This window comes from Shewanella sp. BJSY2023SW005 (assembly GCF_047314585.1).
GTDB classification, from domain to species: domain Bacteria; phylum Pseudomonadota; class Gammaproteobacteria; order Enterobacterales; family Shewanellaceae; genus Shewanella; species Shewanella algae.
Map to the genome: position 1 here is coordinate 38916 of NZ_JBKORJ010000018.1, position 20994 is coordinate 59909.

Annotated in this window: 18 protein-coding genes and 3 tRNA genes; 8 read left to right on the plus strand and 13 right to left on the minus strand. The window is 52.2% G+C overall.

Going from position 1 to position 20994, the window contains the following annotated elements; genetic code table 11:
- Positions 1 to 78 precede the first annotated feature (78 nt).
- A complete protein-coding gene (locus tag ACMHXI_RS03800; RefSeq protein ID WP_208184642.1) occupies positions 79 to 1992 on the minus strand; it encodes a TonB-dependent receptor domain-containing protein in 1914 nt (637 codons plus the stop codon).
- Between the two features lie 235 nt (positions 1993 to 2227).
- Between ACMHXI_RS03800 and ACMHXI_RS03805 the strand changes: the two genes are divergently transcribed.
- Positions 2228 to 3298 carry an alpha/beta hydrolase gene (locus ACMHXI_RS03805; protein ID WP_413734056.1) on the plus strand — a complete coding sequence of 357 codons (1071 nt, stop codon included), beginning with the start codon at positions 2228 to 2230 and terminating at the stop codon, positions 3296 to 3298.
- A gap of 562 nt (positions 3299 to 3860) precedes the next feature.
- Positions 3861 to 4085, plus strand: coding sequence for a hypothetical protein (locus ACMHXI_RS03810; protein ID WP_144190888.1), 225 nt, complete (start codon positions 3861 to 3863; stop codon positions 4083 to 4085).
- Here ACMHXI_RS03810 and ACMHXI_RS03815 read toward each other — a convergent pair.
- Together ACMHXI_RS03815 and ACMHXI_RS03820 are read right to left on the minus strand one after the other, a co-directional pair.
- Positions 4079 to 5005, minus strand: coding sequence for a class I SAM-dependent methyltransferase (locus ACMHXI_RS03815; RefSeq protein WP_101059144.1), 927 nt, complete (start codon positions 5003 to 5005; stop codon positions 4079 to 4081). The two genes, ACMHXI_RS03810 and ACMHXI_RS03815, sit on opposite strands and share 7 nt — an antisense overlap.
- Positions 5006 to 5032: 27 nt before the next feature.
- Entirely contained in the window at positions 5033 to 6112 is a 1080-nt protein-coding gene (locus ACMHXI_RS03820) for an AI-2E family transporter (RefSeq protein ID WP_144132149.1), read from the minus strand.
- A 67-nt stretch (positions 6113 to 6179) separates the two neighbouring features.
- On the opposite strand from ACMHXI_RS03820, the gene folX reads away from it, so the two are divergent.
- The 4 genes from folX to ung all read left to right on the plus strand — a co-directional run bounded on the left by folX (position 6180) and on the right by ung (position 8651).
- On the plus strand, positions 6180 to 6548 hold the full coding sequence (gene folX / locus ACMHXI_RS03825) for a dihydroneopterin triphosphate 2'-epimerase (RefSeq protein ID WP_025010699.1): 369 nt from the start codon (positions 6180 to 6182) through the stop codon (positions 6546 to 6548).
- Positions 6549 to 6594: 46 nt separating this feature from the next.
- Positions 6595 to 7494 (plus strand): TIGR01777 family oxidoreductase, encoded by a 900-nt coding sequence (locus tag ACMHXI_RS03830; protein ID WP_144190889.1) that lies wholly within the window; start codon positions 6595 to 6597, stop codon positions 7492 to 7494.
- A 232-nt stretch (positions 7495 to 7726) separates the two neighbouring features.
- A complete protein-coding gene (locus tag ACMHXI_RS03835; RefSeq protein ID WP_025010701.1) occupies positions 7727 to 7939 on the plus strand; it encodes a TOBE domain-containing protein in 213 nt (70 codons plus the stop codon).
- A gap of 37 nt (positions 7940 to 7976) precedes the next feature.
- Positions 7977 to 8651, plus strand: a complete 675-nt coding sequence (gene ung, locus ACMHXI_RS03840; protein WP_028780273.1) for a uracil-DNA glycosylase — start codon at positions 7977 to 7979, stop codon at positions 8649 to 8651.
- A 111-nt stretch (positions 8652 to 8762) separates the two neighbouring features.
- Here ung and ACMHXI_RS03845 read toward each other — a convergent pair whose 3' ends face one another.
- From ACMHXI_RS03845 to ACMHXI_RS03885, 9 genes are all read right to left on the minus strand, one after another.
- Positions 8763 to 10622 (minus strand): SurA N-terminal domain-containing protein, encoded by a 1860-nt coding sequence (locus ACMHXI_RS03845; protein ID WP_208184625.1) that lies wholly within the window; start codon positions 10620 to 10622, stop codon positions 8763 to 8765.
- Between the two features lie 210 nt (positions 10623 to 10832).
- Positions 10833 to 11105 carry a nucleoid-associated protein HU-beta gene (gene hupB, locus ACMHXI_RS03850; protein WP_025010704.1) on the minus strand — a complete coding sequence of 91 codons (273 nt, stop codon included), beginning with the start codon at positions 11103 to 11105 and terminating at the stop codon, positions 10833 to 10835.
- A 257-nt stretch (positions 11106 to 11362) separates the two neighbouring features.
- Complete coding sequence (gene lon, locus ACMHXI_RS03855; RefSeq protein ID WP_025886755.1) at positions 11363 to 13720, minus strand: endopeptidase La; 2358 nt, start codon at positions 13718 to 13720, stop codon at positions 11363 to 11365.
- 129 nt (positions 13721 to 13849) lie between these two features.
- Entirely contained in the window at positions 13850 to 15130 is a 1281-nt protein-coding gene (gene clpX, locus ACMHXI_RS03860; RefSeq protein WP_025886754.1) for an ATP-dependent protease ATP-binding subunit ClpX, read from the minus strand.
- Between the two features lie 88 nt (positions 15131 to 15218).
- The gene (clpP, locus tag ACMHXI_RS03865; RefSeq protein ID WP_025010706.1) at positions 15219 to 15827 is read right to left on the minus strand and encodes an ATP-dependent Clp endopeptidase proteolytic subunit ClpP; all 609 of its coding nucleotides are present in this window, start codon (positions 15825 to 15827) and stop codon (positions 15219 to 15221) included.
- A 92-nt stretch (positions 15828 to 15919) separates the two neighbouring features.
- On the minus strand, positions 15920 to 17224 hold the full coding sequence (gene tig, locus ACMHXI_RS03870) for a trigger factor (protein WP_025010707.1): 1305 nt from the start codon (positions 17222 to 17224) through the stop codon (positions 15920 to 15922).
- Positions 17225 to 17470: 246 nt separating this feature from the next.
- A tRNA-His gene (locus tag ACMHXI_RS03875) sits at positions 17471 to 17546 on the minus strand.
- Positions 17547 to 17555: 9 nt separating this feature from the next.
- Positions 17556 to 17632, minus strand: a tRNA-Arg gene (locus ACMHXI_RS03880).
- A gap of 67 nt (positions 17633 to 17699) precedes the next feature.
- A tRNA-Pro gene (locus ACMHXI_RS03885) sits at positions 17700 to 17776 on the minus strand.
- Between the two features lie 235 nt (positions 17777 to 18011).
- Here ACMHXI_RS03885 and folD point away from each other — a divergent pair.
- A complete protein-coding gene (folD, locus tag ACMHXI_RS03890; RefSeq protein ID WP_071238335.1) occupies positions 18012 to 18866 on the plus strand; it encodes a bifunctional methylenetetrahydrofolate dehydrogenase/methenyltetrahydrofolate cyclohydrolase FolD in 855 nt (284 codons plus the stop codon).
- Positions 18867 to 18968: 102 nt separating this feature from the next.
- Here folD and cysS read toward each other — a convergent pair whose 3' ends face one another.
- Entirely contained in the window at positions 18969 to 20348 is a 1380-nt protein-coding gene (cysS, locus tag ACMHXI_RS03895) for a cysteine--tRNA ligase (RefSeq protein WP_044734237.1), read from the minus strand.
- Positions 20349 to 20492: 144 nt separating this feature from the next.
- Between cysS and ACMHXI_RS03900 the strand changes: the two genes are divergently transcribed.
- Positions 20493 to 20987, plus strand: a complete 495-nt coding sequence (locus ACMHXI_RS03900) for a peptidylprolyl isomerase (protein ID WP_025010708.1) — start codon at positions 20493 to 20495, stop codon at positions 20985 to 20987.
- Positions 20988 to 20994 lie beyond the last annotated feature (7 nt).

Genomic DNA, 20994 nt, shown 5'->3' on the forward strand with positions numbered 1-20994 from the left:
AAGCAGCGACAAGTCGCTGCTTTTCTTATTGCAATCCTGGCTATTTAAAGGATTCAGGCCGGGAGTAGGCCCAGACGCTTAGAGGCTCAGGCTGACACCGACAAAGAAGGCACGGCCTTGCAGTATCATATCACTGTTGGTGTCTTCCTCGGCCGGTTGCTCGTCGGTAAAGTTGGTTACCCCGGCGCGTAGTTTCAGGTGATCGTTCACCCGATAACTGCTGCCGATATCGAAGCGGCTGTAGCCATCCTGACGCACGGCACTGCTATCCAAATATGAACCGAAATAGTTACCGGCAACATACAGCTGCCAATCGTCGGTGAGATACCAATCCAGTTGCACATTGGCACTCTGGCGAGGACGACCAGTGAGTTCATCACCGTCACCTGTCTCGGTATCGAGATAACTGTAGTTTGCCTTGAGACCGAGATCCGCCGTGATATCCACGCTGGCGGTCAGCTCTACCCCTTGCAAAGTCACCTTGGATTCGTTGTAGTAAGTACGGGTTGGGCTGGAGCCATCCCAAGCCGAAACAGTGATCAGATCTTCCACCTTGTTATGGAACAAGGTTGCAGACAGCTCATAGGAAGGCTGGCTCCACAAGGCTGCCAGCTCATAGTTGACACTGGTTTCGGGCTCAAGATCTGCATTGCCCACTACAGTACAAGCGCCGCGGCAACTGACTGAAGAGAAAGTCGGAGATGATTCAAACAGTGCCGGAGCCCTGAATGCCGTGCCGACACCACCTTTGAGCACCAGTGCATCCGAAGCACGGTAAACCAGATACGCCCTGGGGCTGAAATGGCTGCCGTACTTTTCGTTGTCTTCGTAGCGGCCGCCGAGGGTCAGGGTGAAATCATCCAGGAAATCGAACTGATCCTGAATAAACAGCGAGTATTGTTCAACACTGTCACCACCGGTAAGCGGATATTGCACAGGATCGTCGACTTCAGTTTCAAAGTACTCGGCGCCGACTGTCCAGTCCTGCTGCCACAGGTTAAAGAAGGCCGAGCCTCTGAAGGTAGTGTTTTTCTCTTCGATGTCGCGTCCCAAAGGGGGCTGCAGCGAATAGCGGCTGTTGTAGTCGTAGATATCCGACTTTTCCAGGTTGGCCAAAAGCTCGGTGCCACCCCAGCTCCACTCGCCTCTGTGAGTCAGAGCAAAGGTGTTGCGCTCTATCTTCTGCTCGCGTTTTGAATTGGCAGCAAAAGTGGTCAAGGGCACCTTGTCATTATCGTATTGATAATCCAAGTCCAGCGATTGATTGTCTGCCAACTGCCAGGTGAGCGAGCCATAGAGCTTGCGGGTCTTGCGCTCTTCTATGGTGTCCTGATTCGGGGTCAGTTCGGGCATCAGCCAGGCGTCCTGCTCGGCCACCTCTGCGGTGAACATCAGCCCCAGATTATCTGTGAGTTTGCCCGAGCCAAACAGGTTGGTACGACTGCGATCGCCGCCCTCGCCATCCTGCATCCAACTGTACTCGCTGTCGAGCACCAGTTGCCAGTCATCATCTGGCGCCTTGGTAATCACGTTGATGACCCCGCCGACCGCATCTGAACCATAGAGAGCCGACATGGGGCCGCGAACAATCTCCACCCGGGAGATAGAGTCGATGGGGATAGCAGTCAAGTCAAAGTTACCGCCGCGCCACAGACCATTGGAAGAAGAAACCCGCTTGCCGTTGATCAACATCAGTACATAGTCTTCATCCATACCACGGATATAGATGCTGTTTCGACCCGAGTCGTTGGTCACCACATTCACACCAACGCTGTTTCTCAGCACATCCCCCAGATCTTTGACCGGCATCAGCTTAATCGCTTCGGCATCGATCACCGAGATTGAGGCAGGTGCAGTGCTGAGTTGCTGATCCTTGGCACTGGCAGTAACGACCATATGCTCCATTTCACCTTCATCTGCCTGGGTATAACCACTGACAGCCATGGCGACCAGGCTCAAGGTAAGCAGTTTGCGGCACTTATCCAGTTTCATTCTATTCCCCCGATTATCGCGGCGACGATTGCGCCTTGTAAGTTATTGCTTTTGGGTAAATCCAGGTAAAGCCCCTGGTTCCATGGCGCGAAAAAGTAGCATAGTCTTTACAACATAGGAATGATATTGGTTATCATTTACAATGTAATGATGCGAATGTGAGCCAGGCCACTCAAAAGCCCATCAGGGCTGAATTTCAAGCTGAAAATGTCACCTTTACCGAGTAAAAATTTCCATGAAAAAATCACTGTTTATCTCTCTGACGCTATTGTTCGGTCTGCTGGTAGGCTGCAGCGCCCAAAGCCTGGATAAAGAAGGCGCCGGGAAACAACAGCGACTGACGCTGAACTCCAACATATTGGGAGAATCGCGGGAAGTATTACTGCGCCTTCCCAAACACTGGGACGCCAGGCACGGCGAGAGCTTTGCCCGTTATGTGATCCTGGATGCCGAGCAGCAGTTTGAGCATCTTGCACCCATGCTGGACTATCTGGCTTCGGGGGTTAATCCTGCGATACCTGAAGGCGTCATAGTCGGCATCATCAACCGTAACCGTATTCGGGACTTCACTCCGGTGAAACTGGAAACACTACCCGGTGGTAGACCCGCAGGGCCGCTTTATCAGCAATCGGGGAATGCCGGCGCTTTTCTCGACTTTCTCGACCAGGAACTTAACCCCTGGCTGAATACCAGGCTTGGGCAGCCCGGCCCTACTGTGCTTATCGGTCACTCTTTTGGAGGCTTGTTGGCACTGGAGGCGCTGCGCCGGCAACAGCCTATGTTCAATGCTTACCTGGTGCTGGATGCCAGTCTCTGGTACGACAGCCCGACTTATGCCGATGAGCTCGAGCAGGCACTCACTCAGGGCAAGCTAACAGGCAAGCCCCTGTACATGGCGATAAGTAACCAGGCCACCACCCCCGGACTTGGCCGCAATGACTACCACAAACAGCGAAATCTGGCGCTGGCCAAACATCTGTCGGCGCTGCCGTCTCAGCAACTTATATTTCAAAGCGAGTTCTTCAGTGACGAAGATCATCACTCCCTGCCTCACATAGGTGTCTATCAAGGTATTCGCTGGCTGATGCACTCGCAACAGTTGGATATATTCGCCGAGGATTTCAGCGTGACTGAAGTGGTCAGTCGCTTCACGCGCTTGAGCGAGAGCCAGGGTATTGAAATCAAGCCTCAGCATCATGCACTCAAAGGCTTGCAGCGCCAGGCACAAAGACAAAAGCTTGCTCAACAGCAGCGGATATTGACCCAGCTTATCGAGCATTATTACCCCGGCTCCGCCCTCGAATGACTCATCCGTAATTCAATGGCAACAAAAAAAGCGGCAACCCTGAGGTTGCCGCTTTTTCAAGATTTGAGCTGCCTGGCTGAGGCTTAATCCAAAAACGCTTCTTCGTCTTTCTCTACCGGAAGTGATTCAATCACTTCATCCTGCAGTTGGTAGTAAGCATCTTGGTACTCATGAATTTCCATAACAACTCCAGTCTATTCTGTAGGGTACAGGGCGTATCTTTTTCTTGGATTCCTGTTAAGTTCAGGTCCCGACGACACTTTATGCCCGATTCCGGCTTTTCGGAGCCCTGGGTGTTTCCCCTAAGGCGGCGCCAGTATAACAGGGCCCGAGAAAGAATTACAGAAAACTTTCACTTTCGTTACCCCAAACTGGTAAAACCACCTTCAAAAGCTCAAATATCCACCGGTTATGTAGGAAGTGCTGAAAGACTTTCAGTTTGATATGCCCCTGGGTTCTGAGGCGAAATTTTTTAAACACATTGGGTCTAGCGACGGGCGCTGCAACTGCTATTGCTTAAAGGAGGCCTCCCCGGCCCGTAAATCAGCAAGAGGACGACGCCATGAATCATATTGTCGACTTTGAAGCACGAACCCTCGCCACCCTGCTGGCCAGTGGCGATATATTGGGAATGCGCATGTTTATGGAAAGGATGCAGATGCCCTTGGATATCCAGGACAGGCTATTGCACCAGGCATCCGGCTTGAGCAGTTTTGATGTCGAAGGCATAGCCGCCCTGTTGGAAGAAGGCGGCCAATCCCTGATCTCTGAACGCCTCAGTTATTGAGTATCCGAGTCCGGTTCTCCCTCATAGCGATACAGCAACACCTTCAATGCCCTGTCAGGATCCCGGTCTGCAAAGGCCGGTGGGTTATCTAGCTGCTTAACAAACTCAAGTTCTGGTGCGGCGTCACTGACCTGGCTCTGCAAAAACGCTCTGTCCAGCTCAGGCGCATTGAGACAGAGCAACAGCTCGGCGCCCGGGTTCAAGAGTTGCGGCAGATGACGCAGCAATCGCAGATAGTCTTTGGTTGCCACAAAGCTGCCCTTTTGGTTGCTGGGCGGATCGACAATCAGCAAGTCATAGGGCCCGAGTTTTTTAAGTTTGCCCCAGGACTTGAAGATATCATGCCCCAGAAAGCGGGCGCCGGCAGTAAGCCCATTGAGCAAATGGTTTTGCTTGCCGATGCCGAGCGCCCCCTTACTCATATCCATATTGACCACCTCATCGGCGCCGCCCTTGAGGGCCGCCACCGAAAACGCACAGGTATAGGCAAACAGATTCAGCACCTTCCGCTGAGCACTGTTGGCCATCACCCACTCGCGGCCGTTTCGCATGTCCAGGAACAAACCATGATTCTGGCCCCGTAACAGATGCAATTGATAACGGCAGCCAAGCTCGCTGGCCAGATGTGGCTCGGGTATCTCGCCGGCAATGAGCTCGGTGCGGGTCTGCCCGGCGGCGCGGTATTGATAGACAAGATTCAGGGCCAGCCCCAAGGCTTGCCAGCGTAATTGCAGACGCTCGGTAACCAGCGCCAGCTCTTCCGGCGTCAGTGGTTTAAAGGCGGTCAGCAACACCACAGGTGCAAACCAATCCAAGCATAAGTGCTCGCTGCCTGGATAACGGCCACCGCGACCATGAAACAAACGGCCACACTCATCTCCTGGTATCAGGTCTGTGATGGCTTCCAAAAATAACTGCATGAAATCCTCAACCTCTTATTTCTGCCTTTATTCGGCATCGGATGCCGCTTCTTTATCGGCATTTTCCCGCACGGCAATACTGGCATCGTCTGAGAGCAAGATTGCCAGCCAACTGCCACTCTGGCTCGATTCCAGAGCTATCTTGACTATCATGGTGAGCGGCACGGACAGCAACATGCCGACCGAGCCCAAGAGCCAGCCCCAGAAGATCAACGACAGGAATACCACCAGGGTGGACAGCCCGAGGCCGCGCCCCATGAATCTGGGTTCTACCAAATTGCCCATCACCATGTTGGTTGCCAGATACAGGGCGGCAACGGCGCCGGCACCCGCTGTGCCCAGCTGCACAAAGGCCAGCAGTACGGCCGGGATGGCGGCGATGATAGAACCGATATTGGGAATATAATTAAACAAAAAAGCCACTACGCCCCAGAGCAGCGCATAATCCACCCCCATCAGCGCCAGACCGACACCGACAATAACACCGGTTGCCAGGCTGACCAGGGTCTTGATCACCATGTATTGGTTCACTGATTGCAAGAAGCGCTCAATCTGGGATAAACGCATCTCGGGGTCATCCAGCGCCAGATGCACCTTGCGCGGCAAAGATTGTGCCTCAAACAGCATAAAGACTATGGTCAGCACTATCAGAAATAGGTTGGCCATCACATTTCCGACACCGGAGAGCGTATTGGTGGTCAAAGACAAGGCCATGCCGGGATCCAGATAGGCCAGCACCTTGTCTTTGGAGATGTGGATATTCAGCTCCTTGAGCTTGTCCAATATCCAGGCAAATTGTTCCACCAGCTGCGCGCGATATTGCGGCAGTTGCTGGGAAAACTCGTTGATGGAACTGCCCACCACAGAGGCCAGCCAGAGCCCAAGCAACAAAATAATCGCCACCAGCACAAATACAGCCAGGGCGCGGGGCACGCGATAACGGCTCAAGGCATTGATGGCCGGACTGCAGATAACCGCAATAAAGGCCGATAACACAAAGGGCACCACTATGGCACTGGCGGCTTTAATTCCCGCCAGCACTATGACCAAGCAGGCCATGACAGCAAATCCTTTCAGCGCCATGGACGGACGATAGGCTGATGACATAATTGAAATTCCTTGTTGATTTCTGTCACAATCAGCCGTTGCATCAACAACAAAAAGTAGTGACATGATGAAACCCGAATTAGCTATTATACGCATTAAAAACCTACGCTTGCGCACTTTTATCGGTATCAAGGAAGAGGAAATCAACAATCGCCAGGATGTGATCATCAATGTCTGCATCCATTACTGTGCCGACAAGGCGCGTAGAAGTGATGACATGGAGCACGCGCTCAATTATCGCACCATCACCAAGGCGATCATTAACCTGGTGGAAGACAACCGCTTCTCCCTGCTTGAGCACCTCACAGGGAAAGTACTGGAACTGGCCAGCGAGCATGAATGGGTAGAGTACGCCAGCGTGGAAATCGACAAGCCCCATGCCTTGAGATATGCCGACTCGGTTTCACTGCAACTGAGCTACCGTAAGCCGGTGTAAGTCAGTCTATACTCTGGAGAAACCTTCAGTGATTCAGGGAGAAAGCATGAATATTTTGCTCACAGGTGCAACCGGGTTTGTCGGTTCAGAACTGGCGCAGCGGCTGGCAAAACGCCATAGGCTGACTATTTTGAGCCGCAACCCCGCGGCGGCCGAGCAAAAGCTGGCGCTGGCACAAACCCGTTACATAGATTCGCTGCAAACACCCGGACTGCTTGAGGAGATAGATGCCATCATCAACCTCGCCGGTGAACCCATAGTTGCCAAACGCTGGAGCGATGAGCAGAAACAGCGGATCTGCCACAGCCGCTGGGATATCACAGAGCAGTTGGCCACGCTTGTCCGCAACAGCCAAAAGAAACCCCAAGTCTTTCTCAGCGCCTCGGCGGTGGGTTTTTACGGGCGTCAGGGGCCGGAACCCATAGACGAAAACGCCACGCCCCATGATGAGTTCAGCCACAGGGTCTGTGCCCAATGGGAGCAAAAAGCCCTGGCGGTTGCCGATCTCACTCGGGTTTGTATCTTTCGTATCGGCATAGTGCTTGGCAAAGATGGCGGCGCCTTGGCCAAAATGCTGCCAGCCTTCAAACTGGGCCTTGGCGGCCCGATTGGCCATGGTCGTCAGGGAATGAGCTGGATAATGCGCGAAGACTTGCTGCGCCTTATTGAATTTCTGCTGGAAACTGAAGCCTGCCGCGGCATATACAATGCCACTGCGCCTCAGCCTGTCAGCAACCGCGACTTCAGCAAGGCCCTCGGCAAAGCGCTGCACCGCCCCGCTTGTCTGCCGGCACCGGCATTGGCCCTGCAACTGGCCATGGGTGAGATGTCGACCCTGCTAACCGAGGGTCAGTTTGTATTCCCGGTTCATGCCCAGGCCGACGGCTTTGAATTCAACTATCCGGAAATCAACCACGCCATGAGGACCTTATTCGATAAAGACTAAAAGGTGTGAATAAGTCCCCGTGGTACTCTGGCTGCAATCAATGGCGCTGACCAGGTTTATTGCCGGCATAAGCCTGCCATCCGGGGACCAGCGTCCTGTATCGACTTTCGGCGTGACATTGGCGTCATTTCAATCTCCTCTGACGCTCAAATTTGTTATCGAAGCATCCCAACTTAATGGCAATTCGGTTTATACTCTTGATCCTGCTAATCGTTCTTTCGGGAGAAAACCAATGAAAATCAGTGCACGTAATTGTCTTGGCGGCACCATCAAAGCCATCGAAGAAGGCTCTGTAAACAACGAAGTCACCATTGAACTGGCTCCGGGTGTCGAATTGACTTCCGTGGTCACCAAGGCCTCCTGTGAGCGTTTGGGGCTAAAAGTGGGTGACAGTGCATACGCACTGATCAAAGCCAGCAGCGTGATGCTGGGTGTGGACGAGTAATAGATGAGCAGCGCCTTGCGGCGCTGCTTTTTTAGTTATGCATAAGGACATCAGTTGGGCCGAAGTGCTGGGCCCGGAAAAACAACAAGCCTACTTTCGGGATACTCTGGCCTATATCGACGCCGAGCGCGCCCGGGGAAAGGCTATCTATCCTCCCAAAAACGATACCTTCAACGCCTTGCGTTATACACCACTATCGGCAGTCAAAGTGGTGATCCTGGGGCAAGACCCTTATCATGGTCCAGGGCAGGCCCACGGCCTGTGCTTCTCAGTGCCCAAAGGGGTGATGCCACCGCCATCATTGCAGAACATGTTTCAGGAGCTGGCCAATACAGTCCCAGGCTTCAGCTATCCAAGCCATGGCAATCTTTGCAGCTGGGCCAGTCAGGGTGTGTTGCTGCTCAATACTGTGCTCAGTGTCGAACGTGGTCAGGCACATTCCCACGCCCATCTCGGCTGGGAGCAGTTTACCGACAGAGTGATAGAGGCCATAGATAAATACACGGAAGGCGTGGTGTTTCTGCTTTGGGGTAAGCATGCCGGGCTCAAGGCCCAGCGGGTTGACGGCAACAAACACCTTATCTTAAAGGCCCCTCACCCATCACCGCTCTCGGCTCATAGAGGATTCTTTGGCTGCAATCATTTCAATCAGGCCAACGATTACCTCATAGCCAAAGGCAAGCCACCCATAGACTGGCGCTTGCCGGATTAACCCGTTTTATCCCCAAGTTCCAGCAACCTAGTTAACCGCTGGACATAAACGCTGGAGATAAAAAAACCGGTCACTTGGACCGGTTTTTTAACGTTAAATCAATGAGTCAAGTTACTCATCACCTTCTGGATAAATGATCTCGGCCTTGGCCTTCAGCATATCGATAACGGCACGATAGTCATTCTCACCAAACTGGCTGTTGAGACGTTGCTTGATGGCCGCGACCTGATCGGCAGGTGCGCTTTCAGTGTCATGGATTGCATCCAGTACCACTACCGCATAACCGGTTGCCAGCGACACGGTATCAACGCTCAAGCCTTCTTTAGCCTTGGCCATCTGGAATGCCTTGCTCACCAAAGCGGAATCTACATCCTGGGTGAAACGTCCCAGGTTGGCGCGGCTTTGCAGCGCAGTGTCGGCATTGCCTTCTTTGAGCTTGACCATGTATTCCTGTGCCTTGTCACGGGCAATCTCATTGGCTTTTTGCTGTTTAAGACGCGCTTCAATGGCAGGCTTAACCTCGGCGAATTCCAGCGTACCGGCTTGCTGATGCTCTTTAACGCGAACAACTACGACATGGTTGCGATCCACTTCAAGCAGCTCACTGTTCATGCCCCCCAGTACATCACTGGAGAAGGCAGCCTTAGACAGCTCAGGCTTATCGAAAGGTGCGGGCGCGTTGTCACGGCCGAACAGTCGGGTAGTCTTGATCTCTGCACCAACGGCCTTGGCCGCTTCCTGCAAGTTATCAGGAATTTCATAGCTGGTATCGGCCAGTTTCTGCTGCAGGCCATAGAACTGTTTTACAGCTTCTTCCTGCTTGATCTGCTCGACTATCTTGTCTTTCACTTCAGCGAAAGGCGCAGTTTGACCGCTCTGAATATCCAGCAGTTTGATGATATGGAAACCGAAAGGTGTCTTGACCACTTTAGAGATATCACCCTTGTTCAGTGCAAACAGGGCTTCATCGAAAGCGGGATCCATCACACCAGGCTCAAACCAACCCAATTCGCCACCCTTCTCACCGCTCAGGGTATCCTGGGAATCAGACTTGGCCAGCGCAGCAAAATCGGCGCCGTTTTCCAGTTGCTTATGGATATCCTCGGCCTTGGCTTCGGCATTGTCGGTCGAGGCGTCAATCAGAATATGGGCTGCCAAACGCTTTTCTGCGGTCTGGTATTGATTCTGATGCTCATCATAGTAAGTCTTGGCTAGCTCGTCACTGACCTCGATACCATCGACCAGATCTTTGGCGTTAAGCTCGACATATTCCAGGCTGACCATCTCCGGACGTTCAAATTGAGCCGGATTGGTGTTGTAGAATGACTTGGCTTCCTCTTCGGTCACTGTTGCTTGGCCCAGGAAAGGCTCGGCATCAACCAAGAGATAGCGAATATCACGGGTTTGTCCCTGCAGCTTGGCCAGAGATTCTGCTTCACCATTGAGAACAAACTCACTGCCAATCAAGGCGCTGATCAGCTGACGACGAGTCATGTCCACCCGCATGCTTTCACGGAAAGCAGCTTGCTGATAGCCCAATTGGCGCAGAATGGCCTCGAAGCGATCATTGTCGAACTTGCCTTCAGTCTGGAAAGCAGGCTCTTGTCTAATTGCTTCTATGATTTGGGCATTGGACACTCTCAAGCCCATTTCAGCGGCAGCTTGATCCAGCAACTTTTGCGCTACCAGACGTTCAAGCACGCCTTTTTTGATACTGGCCAGGTAAGCATCATTGGCCGCCAGGGCGTCAAACATCTCACCCAGCTGTTGTTCCAGACGGGCACGCTCGCTTTGATAGGCCTGGTCCAGTTCGGTTGTGGAAATCTCTTCACCATTGACTGTGGCGGCCGGAGCCACTGAGGAGGAACCCAGGTAACTGCTTACACCAGCAAATGCAAAGGAAAGTATCACCAGTACCAAAATACCTTTGGCAATTACGCCCTGTGACCCTTCGCGAATCTTCTCTAACATCAGACGTCTCGCTTATGCGATTAATAGTAAAAAAAAGGCGCATCTCTTGTGGGATGCGCCTATCTGTAACATGAATGGAGTCTGCAGACGCTACTTCAGCTTATCCTCACACTCCGAAACGTCGGTTAACCCGGCGCTTCCCAATCCGTAAAAAGCACTGCCAGGCAGTGCTTAGTCTTTACGAAAGCCCTACAAAGGCTGCGATGTTAATTAGTTAACAGCGTCTTTCAGAGCTTTACCTGCTTTGAATGCAGGGATCTTAGCTGCAGCGATTTTGATCTCTTTCCCGGTCTGTGGGTTACGACCAGTACGCTCAGCGCGCTCACGCACTTCAAAAGTACCGAAACCAACAAGAGAAATTTTGTCGCCTTCTTTCAGACCATCAGTCACAGCTGCGATGAAAGAATCCAGTGCACGGCCGGCAGCGGCTTTAGAAATGTCAGCACCAGAAGCGATTTTCTCGATTAGTTCAGATTTGTTCATGTCATCCCCTTGAATGTAGTTTTCGCGCCGCAACCAAATCCTTCTCTAGAGCGGTCTGCGGAGGCTTTTATAACAAGCTTGATACCAAAGTTCAAGCTCAGTTGGAAAACCAAAGAATTTAAATTGGATACAGCTCAAAGCCAGTTGCCCCAAGGGCTTGGCACAACTGGCTCTCCACAGACCTAGGCTACCACAGGTCTGGGTTTTGTTAAGCCCCTTTTTTCACTTTTTTTAGTGGCATAGGACATTTTCTTGCGTTAGCCCAAATTTTTAACCACTTCAAAGCCCTCGACTGGTCGCTCAAGCGCCAGTTGCAGTACTTCATCTATCCAGCGAACCGGACGAATATCCAAGTCTGCCACTACGTTAGCCGGAATTTCTTCCAGATCCCGTTCGTTCTCCTTGGGTATCAACACCAGTTTGATACCACCGCGGTGGGCCGCCAGCAGTTTTTCTTTCAGGCCACCGATTGGCAGCACCTCGCCTCTGAGGGTAATTTCGCCAGTCATGGCAACTTCACCCTTGACCGGGTTACCCGTCAGGCTGGAAACCAACGCGGTACACATGGCGGCACCGGCTGATGGACCATCTTTCGGGGTTGCCCCTTCGGGTACGTGCACATGGATATCACGCTTCTCGTAGAAGTCAGGGTTGATCCCCAACTGCTCGGCGCGCGCCCGAACCACAGTCATTGCGGCCTGGATAGACTCCTGCATCACATCACCCAAAGAACCTGTATAGGTGAGCTTGCCCTTACCGGCAACTGAGGTAGCTTCAATGGTCAGCAAGTCGCCGCCCACTTCGGTCCAGGCCAAACCTGTCACCTGACCAATCTGATTCTTGGACTCTGCCTTGCCATAGTCAAAGCGCTGTACCCCCAGGAAAGACTTGAGGTTGTCCTGATTGACATCCACGTGCTTGGTGTCTTTCTCCAGCATGATCTGCTTGACCACTTTACGGCAAATCTTCGACAGCTCACGCTCCAGCGCCCGCACCCCGGCTTCGCGGGTGTAATAACGGATCACCCCGAGAATGGCACTGTCATCAACAGTGATTTCATTCTTCTTCAGGCCGTTACGCTCAATCTGTTTCGGCAGCAAGTGCTGCTTGGCAATATTGAGTTTCTCATCTTCGGTGTAACCGCTAAGACGGATGACTTCCATCCGATCCAACAAGGGGCCCGGAATATTCATCGAGTTGGAGGTGGCCACAAACATCACATCGGACAGATCGTAATCCACTTCCAGGTAGTGATCGTTAAAGGTCGCGTTCTGCTCTGGATCCAACACCTCCAGCAGAGCCGAGGCCGGATCGCCGCGCATGTCCGAACTCATTTTGTCGATTTCATCGAGCAGGAACAGCGGGTTTTTCACCCCGACTTTGGCCATCTTCTGAATAATCTTGCCAGGCATAGAGCCTATATAGGTCCGGCGGTGACCACGGATTTCCGCTTCATCACGCACACCGCCCAACGCTACCCGCACATATTTACGGCCAGTCGCTTTGGCAATAGATTGTCCCAGGGATGTCTTACCTACCCCTGGCGGGCCAACCAGACACAGGATAGGCCCCTTGAGCTGTTTCACCCGGCTCTGTACCGCCAGATACTCGAGGATCCGTTCCTTAACCTTCTCCAGGCCATAGTGATCTGTATCCAGCACCTGTTCGGCCTTGGAGAGATCACGCTTAATCTTGGAGCGCTGTTTCCAGGGCACAGAGGTCATCCAGTCAACATAGCTGCGCACCACAGTGGCTTCGGCCGACATGGGTGACATCATTCTCAGCTTGTTGAGCTCGGCAGACGCCTTGTCTTTGGCCTCTTCCGGCATGCCGGCTTCTTCAATCTTACGGCTCAGACTTTCAAATTCGTCGTGGCCTTCATCGAGATCGCCAAGCTCCTTCTGGATAGCCTTCATCTGCTCGTTGAGATAGTACTCACGCTGGCTCTTTTCCATCTGCTTTTTGACCCGGGAGCGGATACGCTTTTCAACCTGCAGCAGGTCGATTTCCGCTTCCATCATGGCCATCAGATATTCAAGCCGCTCACCGACCTTGACCATCTCCAGCACAGACTGTTTGTCTGCCAGCTTGAGAGGCATATGGGCTGCCATGGTGTCGGCCAGCCGGTCGGCTTCTTCGATACCTGTGAGCGAAGTGAGCACCTCGGGAGGAATTTTCTTGTTCAGCTTGATATAGCCTTCAAACTGACTGATTGCGCTGCGAACCAGCACCTCTTCTTCCCTGTCATCCAGCGCTTCGGACTCCAGGTAGTGTGCGGTAGCAACAAAGAACTCTTCTTCCTGGGTATAGCGTTCGATGCGGGCGCGCTTGCCGCCTTCGACCAATACCTTGACTGTGCCATCGGGCAGCTTCAGCAGCTGCAAAATGGAAGCGACTGTACCTACGTCGAAAATATCGTCTATGCCAGGCTCGTCCAGATCCGCATCCCGCTGCGCCACAAGAATGATCTGTTTATCCTGCGCCATGGCAGTTTCCAAACAACGGATGGACTTTTCACGTCCTACGAATAACGGAATTACCATATGGGGATAGACCACCACGTCTCTCAGTGGCAGCACGGGCAATTCGATTCGCGCTTCACGCTCTAGGGTCATAGTTCGATTCCGTTTCAGTTAAAGATTACAGAGAGTATATTGGGACGCTTTCCCGGCTTTCAATGGTAAAGACAAAAAAAGGAGCCCTAGTGGACTCCTTAATTTTCAACTTGATAGCTTGTTGCTCAGTTATTGGTCACCGGCAGCAGCCTGGGAGTCATTATTCTCGTAAATAAGAATAGGCGCTGACTCACCTTTCACCACAGATTCATCAATAACCACCTTGACCACGTTATCCATGGACGGCAGGTCATACATGGTATCCAGCAGTATCGCTTCAACGATGGAGCGCAGACCACGGGCCCCTGTCTTACGGGACATGGCTTTTTGCGCTATCGCCTTGAGGGCGTCATCGCGAAACTCGAGTTCGACATTTTCCATCTCGAACAAAGTGGCAAACTGCTTGGTGATGGCGTTCTTGGGCTCGGACAGAATCTGCACCAGAGCTGCTTCGTCCAGTTCACCCAAGGTCGCAACCACAGGCAAACGCCCGATAAACTCAGGAATAAGGCCATATTTGACCAAGTCTTCCGGCTCAACCTGCAGCAGAGTATCGGTAATGGTGGCCTTTTCGGCCTGGCCTTTAACCTGGGCGCCGAAGCCTATACCGCTACCCACATGGGAGCGCTGCTCAATCACCTTCTCAAGGCCTGCAAAGGCACCGCCACAGATGAAGAGTATCTTGGAGGTATCAACCTGCAGGAACTCCTGCTGTGGGTGTTTACGGCCACCCTGAGGAGGTACGGCGGCAACAGTACCTTCAATCAGTTTCAGCAGTGCCTGCTGCACCCCTTCACCGGACACATCCCGGGTGATGGAAGGGTTATCTGACTTACGGCTGATTTTGTCAATCTCATCGATATAGACAATACCACGCTGCGCCTTGTCGACATCATAGTCGCACTTCTGCAACAGCTTCTGAATGATGTTTTCAACGTCTTCACCCACATAACCGGCTTCGGTCAATGTGGTGGCATCTGCCATGGTGAAAGGCACATTCAGGAACCGCGCCAGGGTCTCTGCCAGCAAGGTTTTACCACTACCGGTTGGACCGATAAGCAGAATATTACTCTTGCCCAGCTCCACACCATCTTTGGGAGTGCTGTTTTTCAGGCGTTTGTAGTGGTTATAAACCGCTACAGACAACACCTTCTTGGCCTGCTCCTGGCCGATAACATAATCATCCAGATGAGCACGCAGTTCGTGGGGAGTTGGCAGCTTGTCCTGATCCCGGTTGGGCGAAATCTCTTTTATCTCTTCGCGAATGATGTCATTACACAACTCGACACATTCATCACATACATACACAGATGGCCCGGCGATCAGCTTGCGAACTTCATGCTGGCTTTTTCCGCAGAAAGAGCAATACAGCAATTTGCCGCTATCACCGTTGCCTTTGTTGTCACCCATTACTCTACCTCTTTTGCAGTCTGCTCTACTGCCATACACTTAAGCGTCTTCAATCTGAGCATAGCCCAGCCAAAAGCAAAAATCAGCCTTAACGTTTGGTCAGAACCGAATCCACCAAACCGTATTCCATGGCCTGAGAAGCACTCATAAAGTTATCTCGGTCGGTATCCCGCTCGATGATTTCCAGCGGTTGACCAGTGTGATCGGCCAACATCTGGTTCAGCTTCTGTTTGATCCCCAGGATCTCTTGGGCGTGGATAGCGATATCCGATGCCTGTCCCTGGAAGCCCCCTAAAGGCTGATGGATCATCACCCGCGAGTTAGGCAGACAGTGACGCTTACCCTTGGCACCACCGGCCAACAGGAAGGCGCCCATACTGGCCGCTTGCCCGATACATACAGTGCTGACATCCGGCTTGATAAACTGCATGGTGTCATAAATAGCCATACCGGCAGTGACAGAGCCGCCTGGTGAGTTGATATAAAGAGAGATCTCTTTATCCGGGTTTTCTGATTCCAAAAACAGCAACTGTGCCACGATCAAATTGGCCATGTGTTCTTCAACCTGACCAACCAGGAAGATCACCCGCTCTTTCAACAGACGTGAATAGATATCGTAAGAGCGTTCTCCCTTGGCAGTTTGCTCAACCACCATAGGAACGAGTGCATTAAGTACTGATTCTGGCGCGTTATGCATCATTAACTTTCCCTAAATAAAAAAACGGCCCGCATGAGGGACCTCATACGAGCCATTATAAATGGCGAACAACCAAGCAAGTCAAGCTTAGGTTATGCGCGGCCGGTAGCCTTGTTCATAAATTCTTCAAAAGCGACATCTTTCTTAGTCACTTTGGCTGATTTCAGAACCGCTTCAACGGCTTGCTCTTCCAGAGCCAAGTTGCGCATGTTCTGCATCAACTCTTCGTTACCGTTGTAGTATTCGATCACTTCTTTTGGATCTTCGTAGGCAGAAGCCATAGAAGCGATCAACGCCTGTACGCGCTCTTCTTCAGCTTTCAGCTCGTTGGACTTGATCACTTCGCCCAGCAGCAGGCCGACTTTAACGCGGCGCTCGGCTTGTTCAGTGAACAGCTCGGCTGGCAGCTCAGGCATGTTGGCACCTTGGCCACCGAAACGCTGCATGGCCTGGCGACGTAGAACGTTAACTTCACCGTCGATCAGCGCTTTTGGCAGTTCGATTTCGTTGGCAGCCAGCAGGCCGTTCAGCACTTGTTCTTTCACATTGGCTTTCAGAGCTTGTTCCAGCTCACGGCTCATGTTCTTACTGATCTCAGCTTTCAGAGCATCGATGCCACCGTCAGTGATACCGAACAGCTTGGCGAACTCGTCGTTAACTTCAGGCAGGTTGGCACCCTTGACTTCTTTCACTGTGATAGCGAACTTGGCGGCTTTGCCTTTCAGGTTTTCGGCGTGGTATTCCTCAGGGAAAGTCACGTCGATGTCGAACTCTTCACCGGCTTTGTGGCCTTTAACGCCTTCTTCAAAACCAGGGATCATACGACCGCTGCCCAGTTGCAGTTCGAAGTCTTCGGCCTTGCCGCCTTCAAACTCTTCACCGTCAACACTACCCACAAAGTTGATAACGACTTTGTCACCGTCTTCGGCAGCGCGCTCAACTGCTTCGTAAGTCGCGTGTTGCTTGCGCAGGGTTTCGATCATGTTGTCAACGTCGGCTTGTTGTACTTCGGCAACAGGCTGCTCAACTTCGATACCGTCCAGGCCTTTGATTTCAACTTCTGGATAAATTTCAAAGGTCGCGGTGAACTCAAACTTTTCGGCGTCAGTGGCACCTGGGGTAAAGGTAGGAGCACCGGCAGGGTTCAACTTCTCGGCAATGATGGCCTCAATGAAGTTGCGCTGCATTACTTCACCGGTAATGTCTTGGCGAATCGCTTTGCCATAACGCTTTTCAATCACGCTTGCTGGGACTTTACCTGGACGGAAACCTGGAATACGGGCACGCTTGGCTTCGCGTTGCAGGCTGTCTTTAACCAGTTGTTCGATCTGCTCTGCAGGAACAGAGATGGTCAGGCGACGCTCCAGGCCTTGGGTTGTTTCAACAGAAACTTGCATTGTTTTACCTCGAAATGTGTCTAACGTCCTTTGCAATAGCCGATTGTTTCAACTATTCAGGTATTCGTTTCTTGATCTTTAACTTGACTGAAATGCCCATCAGAAGTGAATTCCGGCACCGGTCGCACATTGTTGATTGTTATCAAGACGCAGCATTATATCGACCGTTCTTAGTGGAGTCGAGCCTCAATGCCACAGAAAAGGGCATAAAAAAAGCGACCTAAGGTCGCTTTTTTTATAAAAGAGTGGGGTGACTGATGGGGCTCGAACCCACGACAACTGGAATCACAATCCAGGGCTCTACCAACTGAGCTACAATCACCACTGAAAGTGGTACGCCCGGCAGGATTCGAACCTGCGACCATCCGCTTAGAAGGCGGATGCTCTATCCAACTGAGCTACGGGCGCAGGATCTGCAAATTCGATTTGCATCCTAAGCGGTACTGACAATGCTATCCACACTGCCCTTGAAATCTGGTCGGTGATAGAGGATTCGAACCTCTGACCCTCTGCTCCCAAAGCAGATGCGCTACCAGGCTGCGCTAATCACCGAAAATTTTCTCTAAGCGCGGTTACAACCGGCTTGCCTCGAGAACGGAGCGCATCTTAGCCCCTCACCCAACAAGCGTCAACGATTTTTTTAAACGCTTTATCTGCTTGGCGAAATTACGTGCTGCTTTGACGAAATTCTGTGTTCTGGAGCAGGTTTGTCCATGACACTCCCAAGCCTCACTGGTAAAATAGCGCCGTTTTCAACATCGCGCCATACAAAGGATATCCTACACCCATGACAGCCCAACTAATAGATGGCAAAGCGATTGCGCAATCCATAAGACAACAGCTAAAGCAAAAAGTCGCTGCACGTCAAGCAGCGGGACAACGTATCCCAGGCTTGGCTGTTATTCTGGTGGGTGCTGATCCTGCCTCTCAGGTTTATGTCGGCAGTAAGCGTAAAGCCTGTGAAGAAGTGGGGTTCATCTCCCGCTCCTATGATCTGCCGGATTCCACCAGTGAAGAAGAACTGCTGGCCCTGATAGACTCGCTCAATGAAGATGCCGCCATAGATGGCATTCTGGTGCAGCTGCCGCTGCCGGAACATATTAAAGAATCCAAGGTGATCGAGCGGATCCGTCCCGACAAAGATGTCGACGGTTTCCATCCTTATAATGTCGGCCGTCTGGCTCAACGGATCCCGGTACTGCGCTCCTGCACTCCCATGGGGATCATGACTCTTATCAAGTCTACCGGTATCGATACCTATGGTCTGGATGCGGTTGTGGTGGGTGCCTCCAATATTGTGGGCCGTCCCATGACTCTGGAGCTCTTACTGGCCGGCTGCACCACCACTACTTGTCACAGATTCACCAAAGATCTCAAGGATAAGGTCAGCCGTGCTGATCTTCTGGTGGTTGCCGTCGGCAAACCCGGCTTTATCCCCGGTAGCTGGATCAAACCAGGCGCCATAGTCATAGATGTGGGCATTAACCGTCTCGACAGCGGCCGTTTGGTGGGCGATGTTGACTTTGATCTTGCCTGTGAGCGCGCCAGCCATATCACTCCGGTTCCCGGTGGCGTGGGTCCTATGACCATAGCCAGCTTGCTGGAAAATACCCTGTTTGCCGCGGAGCAATATCACGACTAAGGGTAGATTGAAACCAACCTCAGGTTGGTTTTCAATTTCAAGCGATAAAAAACGCCGGCTTCAACAGCCGGCGTTTTTGTTTCGATTATTGGCAAAGAAGGATTACTTCTTGCGCCAGCTGGTCCCCTGTGGGCCATCTTCCAACACCACACCCAGCTCATTCAGCCTGTCTCGGGCAACATCAGCTGCCGGCCAATCCTTCTCGGCGCGGGCGCGGTTGCGCTCGGCAATAAGTGCTTCGATTTCAGCGACTTCATCGTCGCTGCCCTCGCCTTTGAAGAAGGCTTCAGGTGTAGAGCTGACAATCCCAAGCACCGCGGCCAGTTGTTTCAGTGACACGCCAAGGGCCGAGGCTGCCGCCATATCCACGCCCTTGAGGCGGTTGATTTCACGCACCATCTCAAACAGCACTGAGTAGGCTTCAGGGGTATTGAAGTCATCATCCATCGCCGCCTTGAAGCGCTCAACATACTCTTCGGCAGGCGCCGCAGTAACACTCAGATCCAGGTCTTTGAGCGCAGTGTAAATTCGCTCAAGTGCGGCTCTGGCCTGCTTGAGGTTGTCTTCCGAATAGTTCAGTTGGCTGCGGTAGTGGCCGGACAACAGGAAGTAACGCACGGTTTCGGCATCATAATGCGCCAACACATCGCGAATGGTGAAGAAGTTACCCAGCGACTTGGACATCTTCTCTTTGTCGACCATCACCATGCCGGTATGCATCCAGTAGTTCACATAAGGTGTGTCGTGGGCGCAGCAAGACTGGGCGATTTCATTTTCATGATGCGGGAACTGCAGATCGCTGCCGCCGCCATGAATATCGAAATGCAATCCTAAGTGTTTGCTGTTCATGGCAGAGCACTCAATGTGCCAACCGGGACGACCCGGGCCCCAAGGTGAATCCCAAGTAGGTTCGCCAGGCTTGGACATCTTCCACAGCACAAAGTCCATAGGATCGCGCTTGTGCTCGTCCACCTCGACCCGGGCACCGGCCTGCAACTGCTCCAGGTTCTGCCCGGAAAGCTTGCCGTATTCAGGAAAAGAGGCGACGCTGAACAGTACATCGCCATCATCGGCCACATAGGCATGACCACGGGCGATCAGCGCCTCGACCATTTCGATAATCTCGCCAATATGCAGAGTCGCCCTTGGTTCCATATCGGGGCGCAGCATGTTCAGAGCATCAAAGTCTTGGTGCATCTGGCCGATAAGACGCTCAGTGAGGCTATCGCAGCTTTCGCCATTTTCATTGGCGCGCTTGATGATTTTGTCATCCACGTCTGTGATGTTGCGCAGGAAATTAACCTGGTAACCCGCGTAACGCAGGTAGCGCACTATCATGTCAAAGGAAACAAAGGTCCGGCCATGACCGATATGACACAAGTCGTATATGGTGACACCACACACATACATACCCACTTTACCTGGGTTAATCGGTTTAAATTCCTCTTTTTGGCGGCTCAGACTGTTGTATATCTTCAACATCGACTTTCTCTTCAACAATATAGGATTAGTGGGTAAAACGAATCTGGCAGTTTAGCATTGCCAAAAGCTCTTGAATACTGCCCTTTATAGCCGGAGTCGGATAAGTTAGAATCCGCCAACAAAATTTATCCTGAGGATCCGACCATGATTACACTGCACACCAACCACGGCGACATCAAACTGGCGCTGGATAGTGAAAAAGCCCCTCTGACTGCGGCCAACTTTATCAAGTACGCCCAGGAAGGCTTCTATGACGGTACTATCTTCCACCGCGTTATCGATGGCTTTATGGTTCAGGGTGGCGGCTTTACCGAACAGATGTCACAAAAACCTACCAATGCCCCAGTGCGTAACGAAGCCAACAACGGCCTGTCAAACAAGACAGGTACCATAGCCATGGCCCGCACTTCCGATCCTCATTCCGCCACGGCGCAGTTCTTTATCAATGTCAACGACAACACCTTCCTGGATTTCAAAAACGAATCCATCCAAGGCTGGGGTTACTGTGTATTCGGTGAAGTGGTTGAAGGTATGGACGTGGTCAATGCCATCAAGGGCGTGAGCACGGGCAACCACGGCATGCATCAGGACGTGCCTCTGGAAGCCGTGATCATCGAGAAAGTGACCATAGCAGACTGATAACTTC

What these genes read in the sequence shown, in the direction of transcription:
- lon (WP_025886755.1), bottom strand. Translation starts at nt 13,720, where the DNA reads ATGACCCTAGAGCGTGAAGCGCGAATCGAATTGCCCGTGCTGCCACTG.
- ACMHXI_RS03900 (WP_025010708.1), top strand. Translation starts at nt 20,493, where the DNA reads ATGATTACACTGCACACCAACCACGGCGACATCAAACTGGCGCTGGAT.
- ACMHXI_RS03845 (WP_208184625.1), bottom strand. Translation starts at nt 10,622, where the DNA reads ATGTTAGAGAAGATTCGCGAAGGGTCACAGGGCGTAATTGCCAAAGGT.
- folD (WP_071238335.1), top strand. Translation starts at nt 18,012, where the DNA reads ATGACAGCCCAACTAATAGATGGCAAAGCGATTGCGCAATCCATAAGA.
- ACMHXI_RS03835 (WP_025010701.1), top strand. Translation starts at nt 7,727, where the DNA reads ATGAAAATCAGTGCACGTAATTGTCTTGGCGGCACCATCAAAGCCATC.
- ACMHXI_RS03805 (WP_413734056.1), top strand. Translation starts at nt 2,228, where the DNA reads ATGAAAAAATCACTGTTTATCTCTCTGACGCTATTGTTCGGTCTGCTG.
- tig (WP_025010707.1), bottom strand. Translation starts at nt 17,224, where the DNA reads ATGCAAGTTTCTGTTGAAACAACCCAAGGCCTGGAGCGTCGCCTGACC.
- ung (WP_028780273.1), top strand. Translation starts at nt 7,977, where the DNA reads ATGCATAAGGACATCAGTTGGGCCGAAGTGCTGGGCCCGGAAAAACAA.
- ACMHXI_RS03830 (WP_144190889.1), top strand. Translation starts at nt 6,595, where the DNA reads ATGAATATTTTGCTCACAGGTGCAACCGGGTTTGTCGGTTCAGAACTG.
- hupB (WP_025010704.1), bottom strand. Translation starts at nt 11,105, where the DNA reads ATGAACAAATCTGAACTAATCGAGAAAATCGCTTCTGGTGCTGACATT.
- clpP (WP_025010706.1), bottom strand. Translation starts at nt 15,827, where the DNA reads ATGCATAACGCGCCAGAATCAGTACTTAATGCACTCGTTCCTATGGTG.
- ACMHXI_RS03810 (WP_144190888.1), top strand. Translation starts at nt 3,861, where the DNA reads ATGAATCATATTGTCGACTTTGAAGCACGAACCCTCGCCACCCTGCTG.
- ACMHXI_RS03820 (WP_144132149.1), bottom strand. Translation starts at nt 6,112, where the DNA reads ATGTCATCAGCCTATCGTCCGTCCATGGCGCTGAAAGGATTTGCTGTC.
- folX (WP_025010699.1), top strand. Translation starts at nt 6,180, where the DNA reads ATGAAACCCGAATTAGCTATTATACGCATTAAAAACCTACGCTTGCGC.
- clpX (WP_025886754.1), bottom strand. Translation starts at nt 15,130, where the DNA reads ATGGGTGACAACAAAGGCAACGGTGATAGCGGCAAATTGCTGTATTGC.
- ACMHXI_RS03815 (WP_101059144.1), bottom strand. Translation starts at nt 5,005, where the DNA reads ATGCAGTTATTTTTGGAAGCCATCACAGACCTGATACCAGGAGATGAG.
- cysS (WP_044734237.1), bottom strand. Translation starts at nt 20,348, where the DNA reads ATGTTGAAGATATACAACAGTCTGAGCCGCCAAAAAGAGGAATTTAAA.
- ACMHXI_RS03800 (WP_208184642.1), bottom strand. Translation starts at nt 1,992, where the DNA reads ATGAAACTGGATAAGTGCCGCAAACTGCTTACCTTGAGCCTGGTCGCC.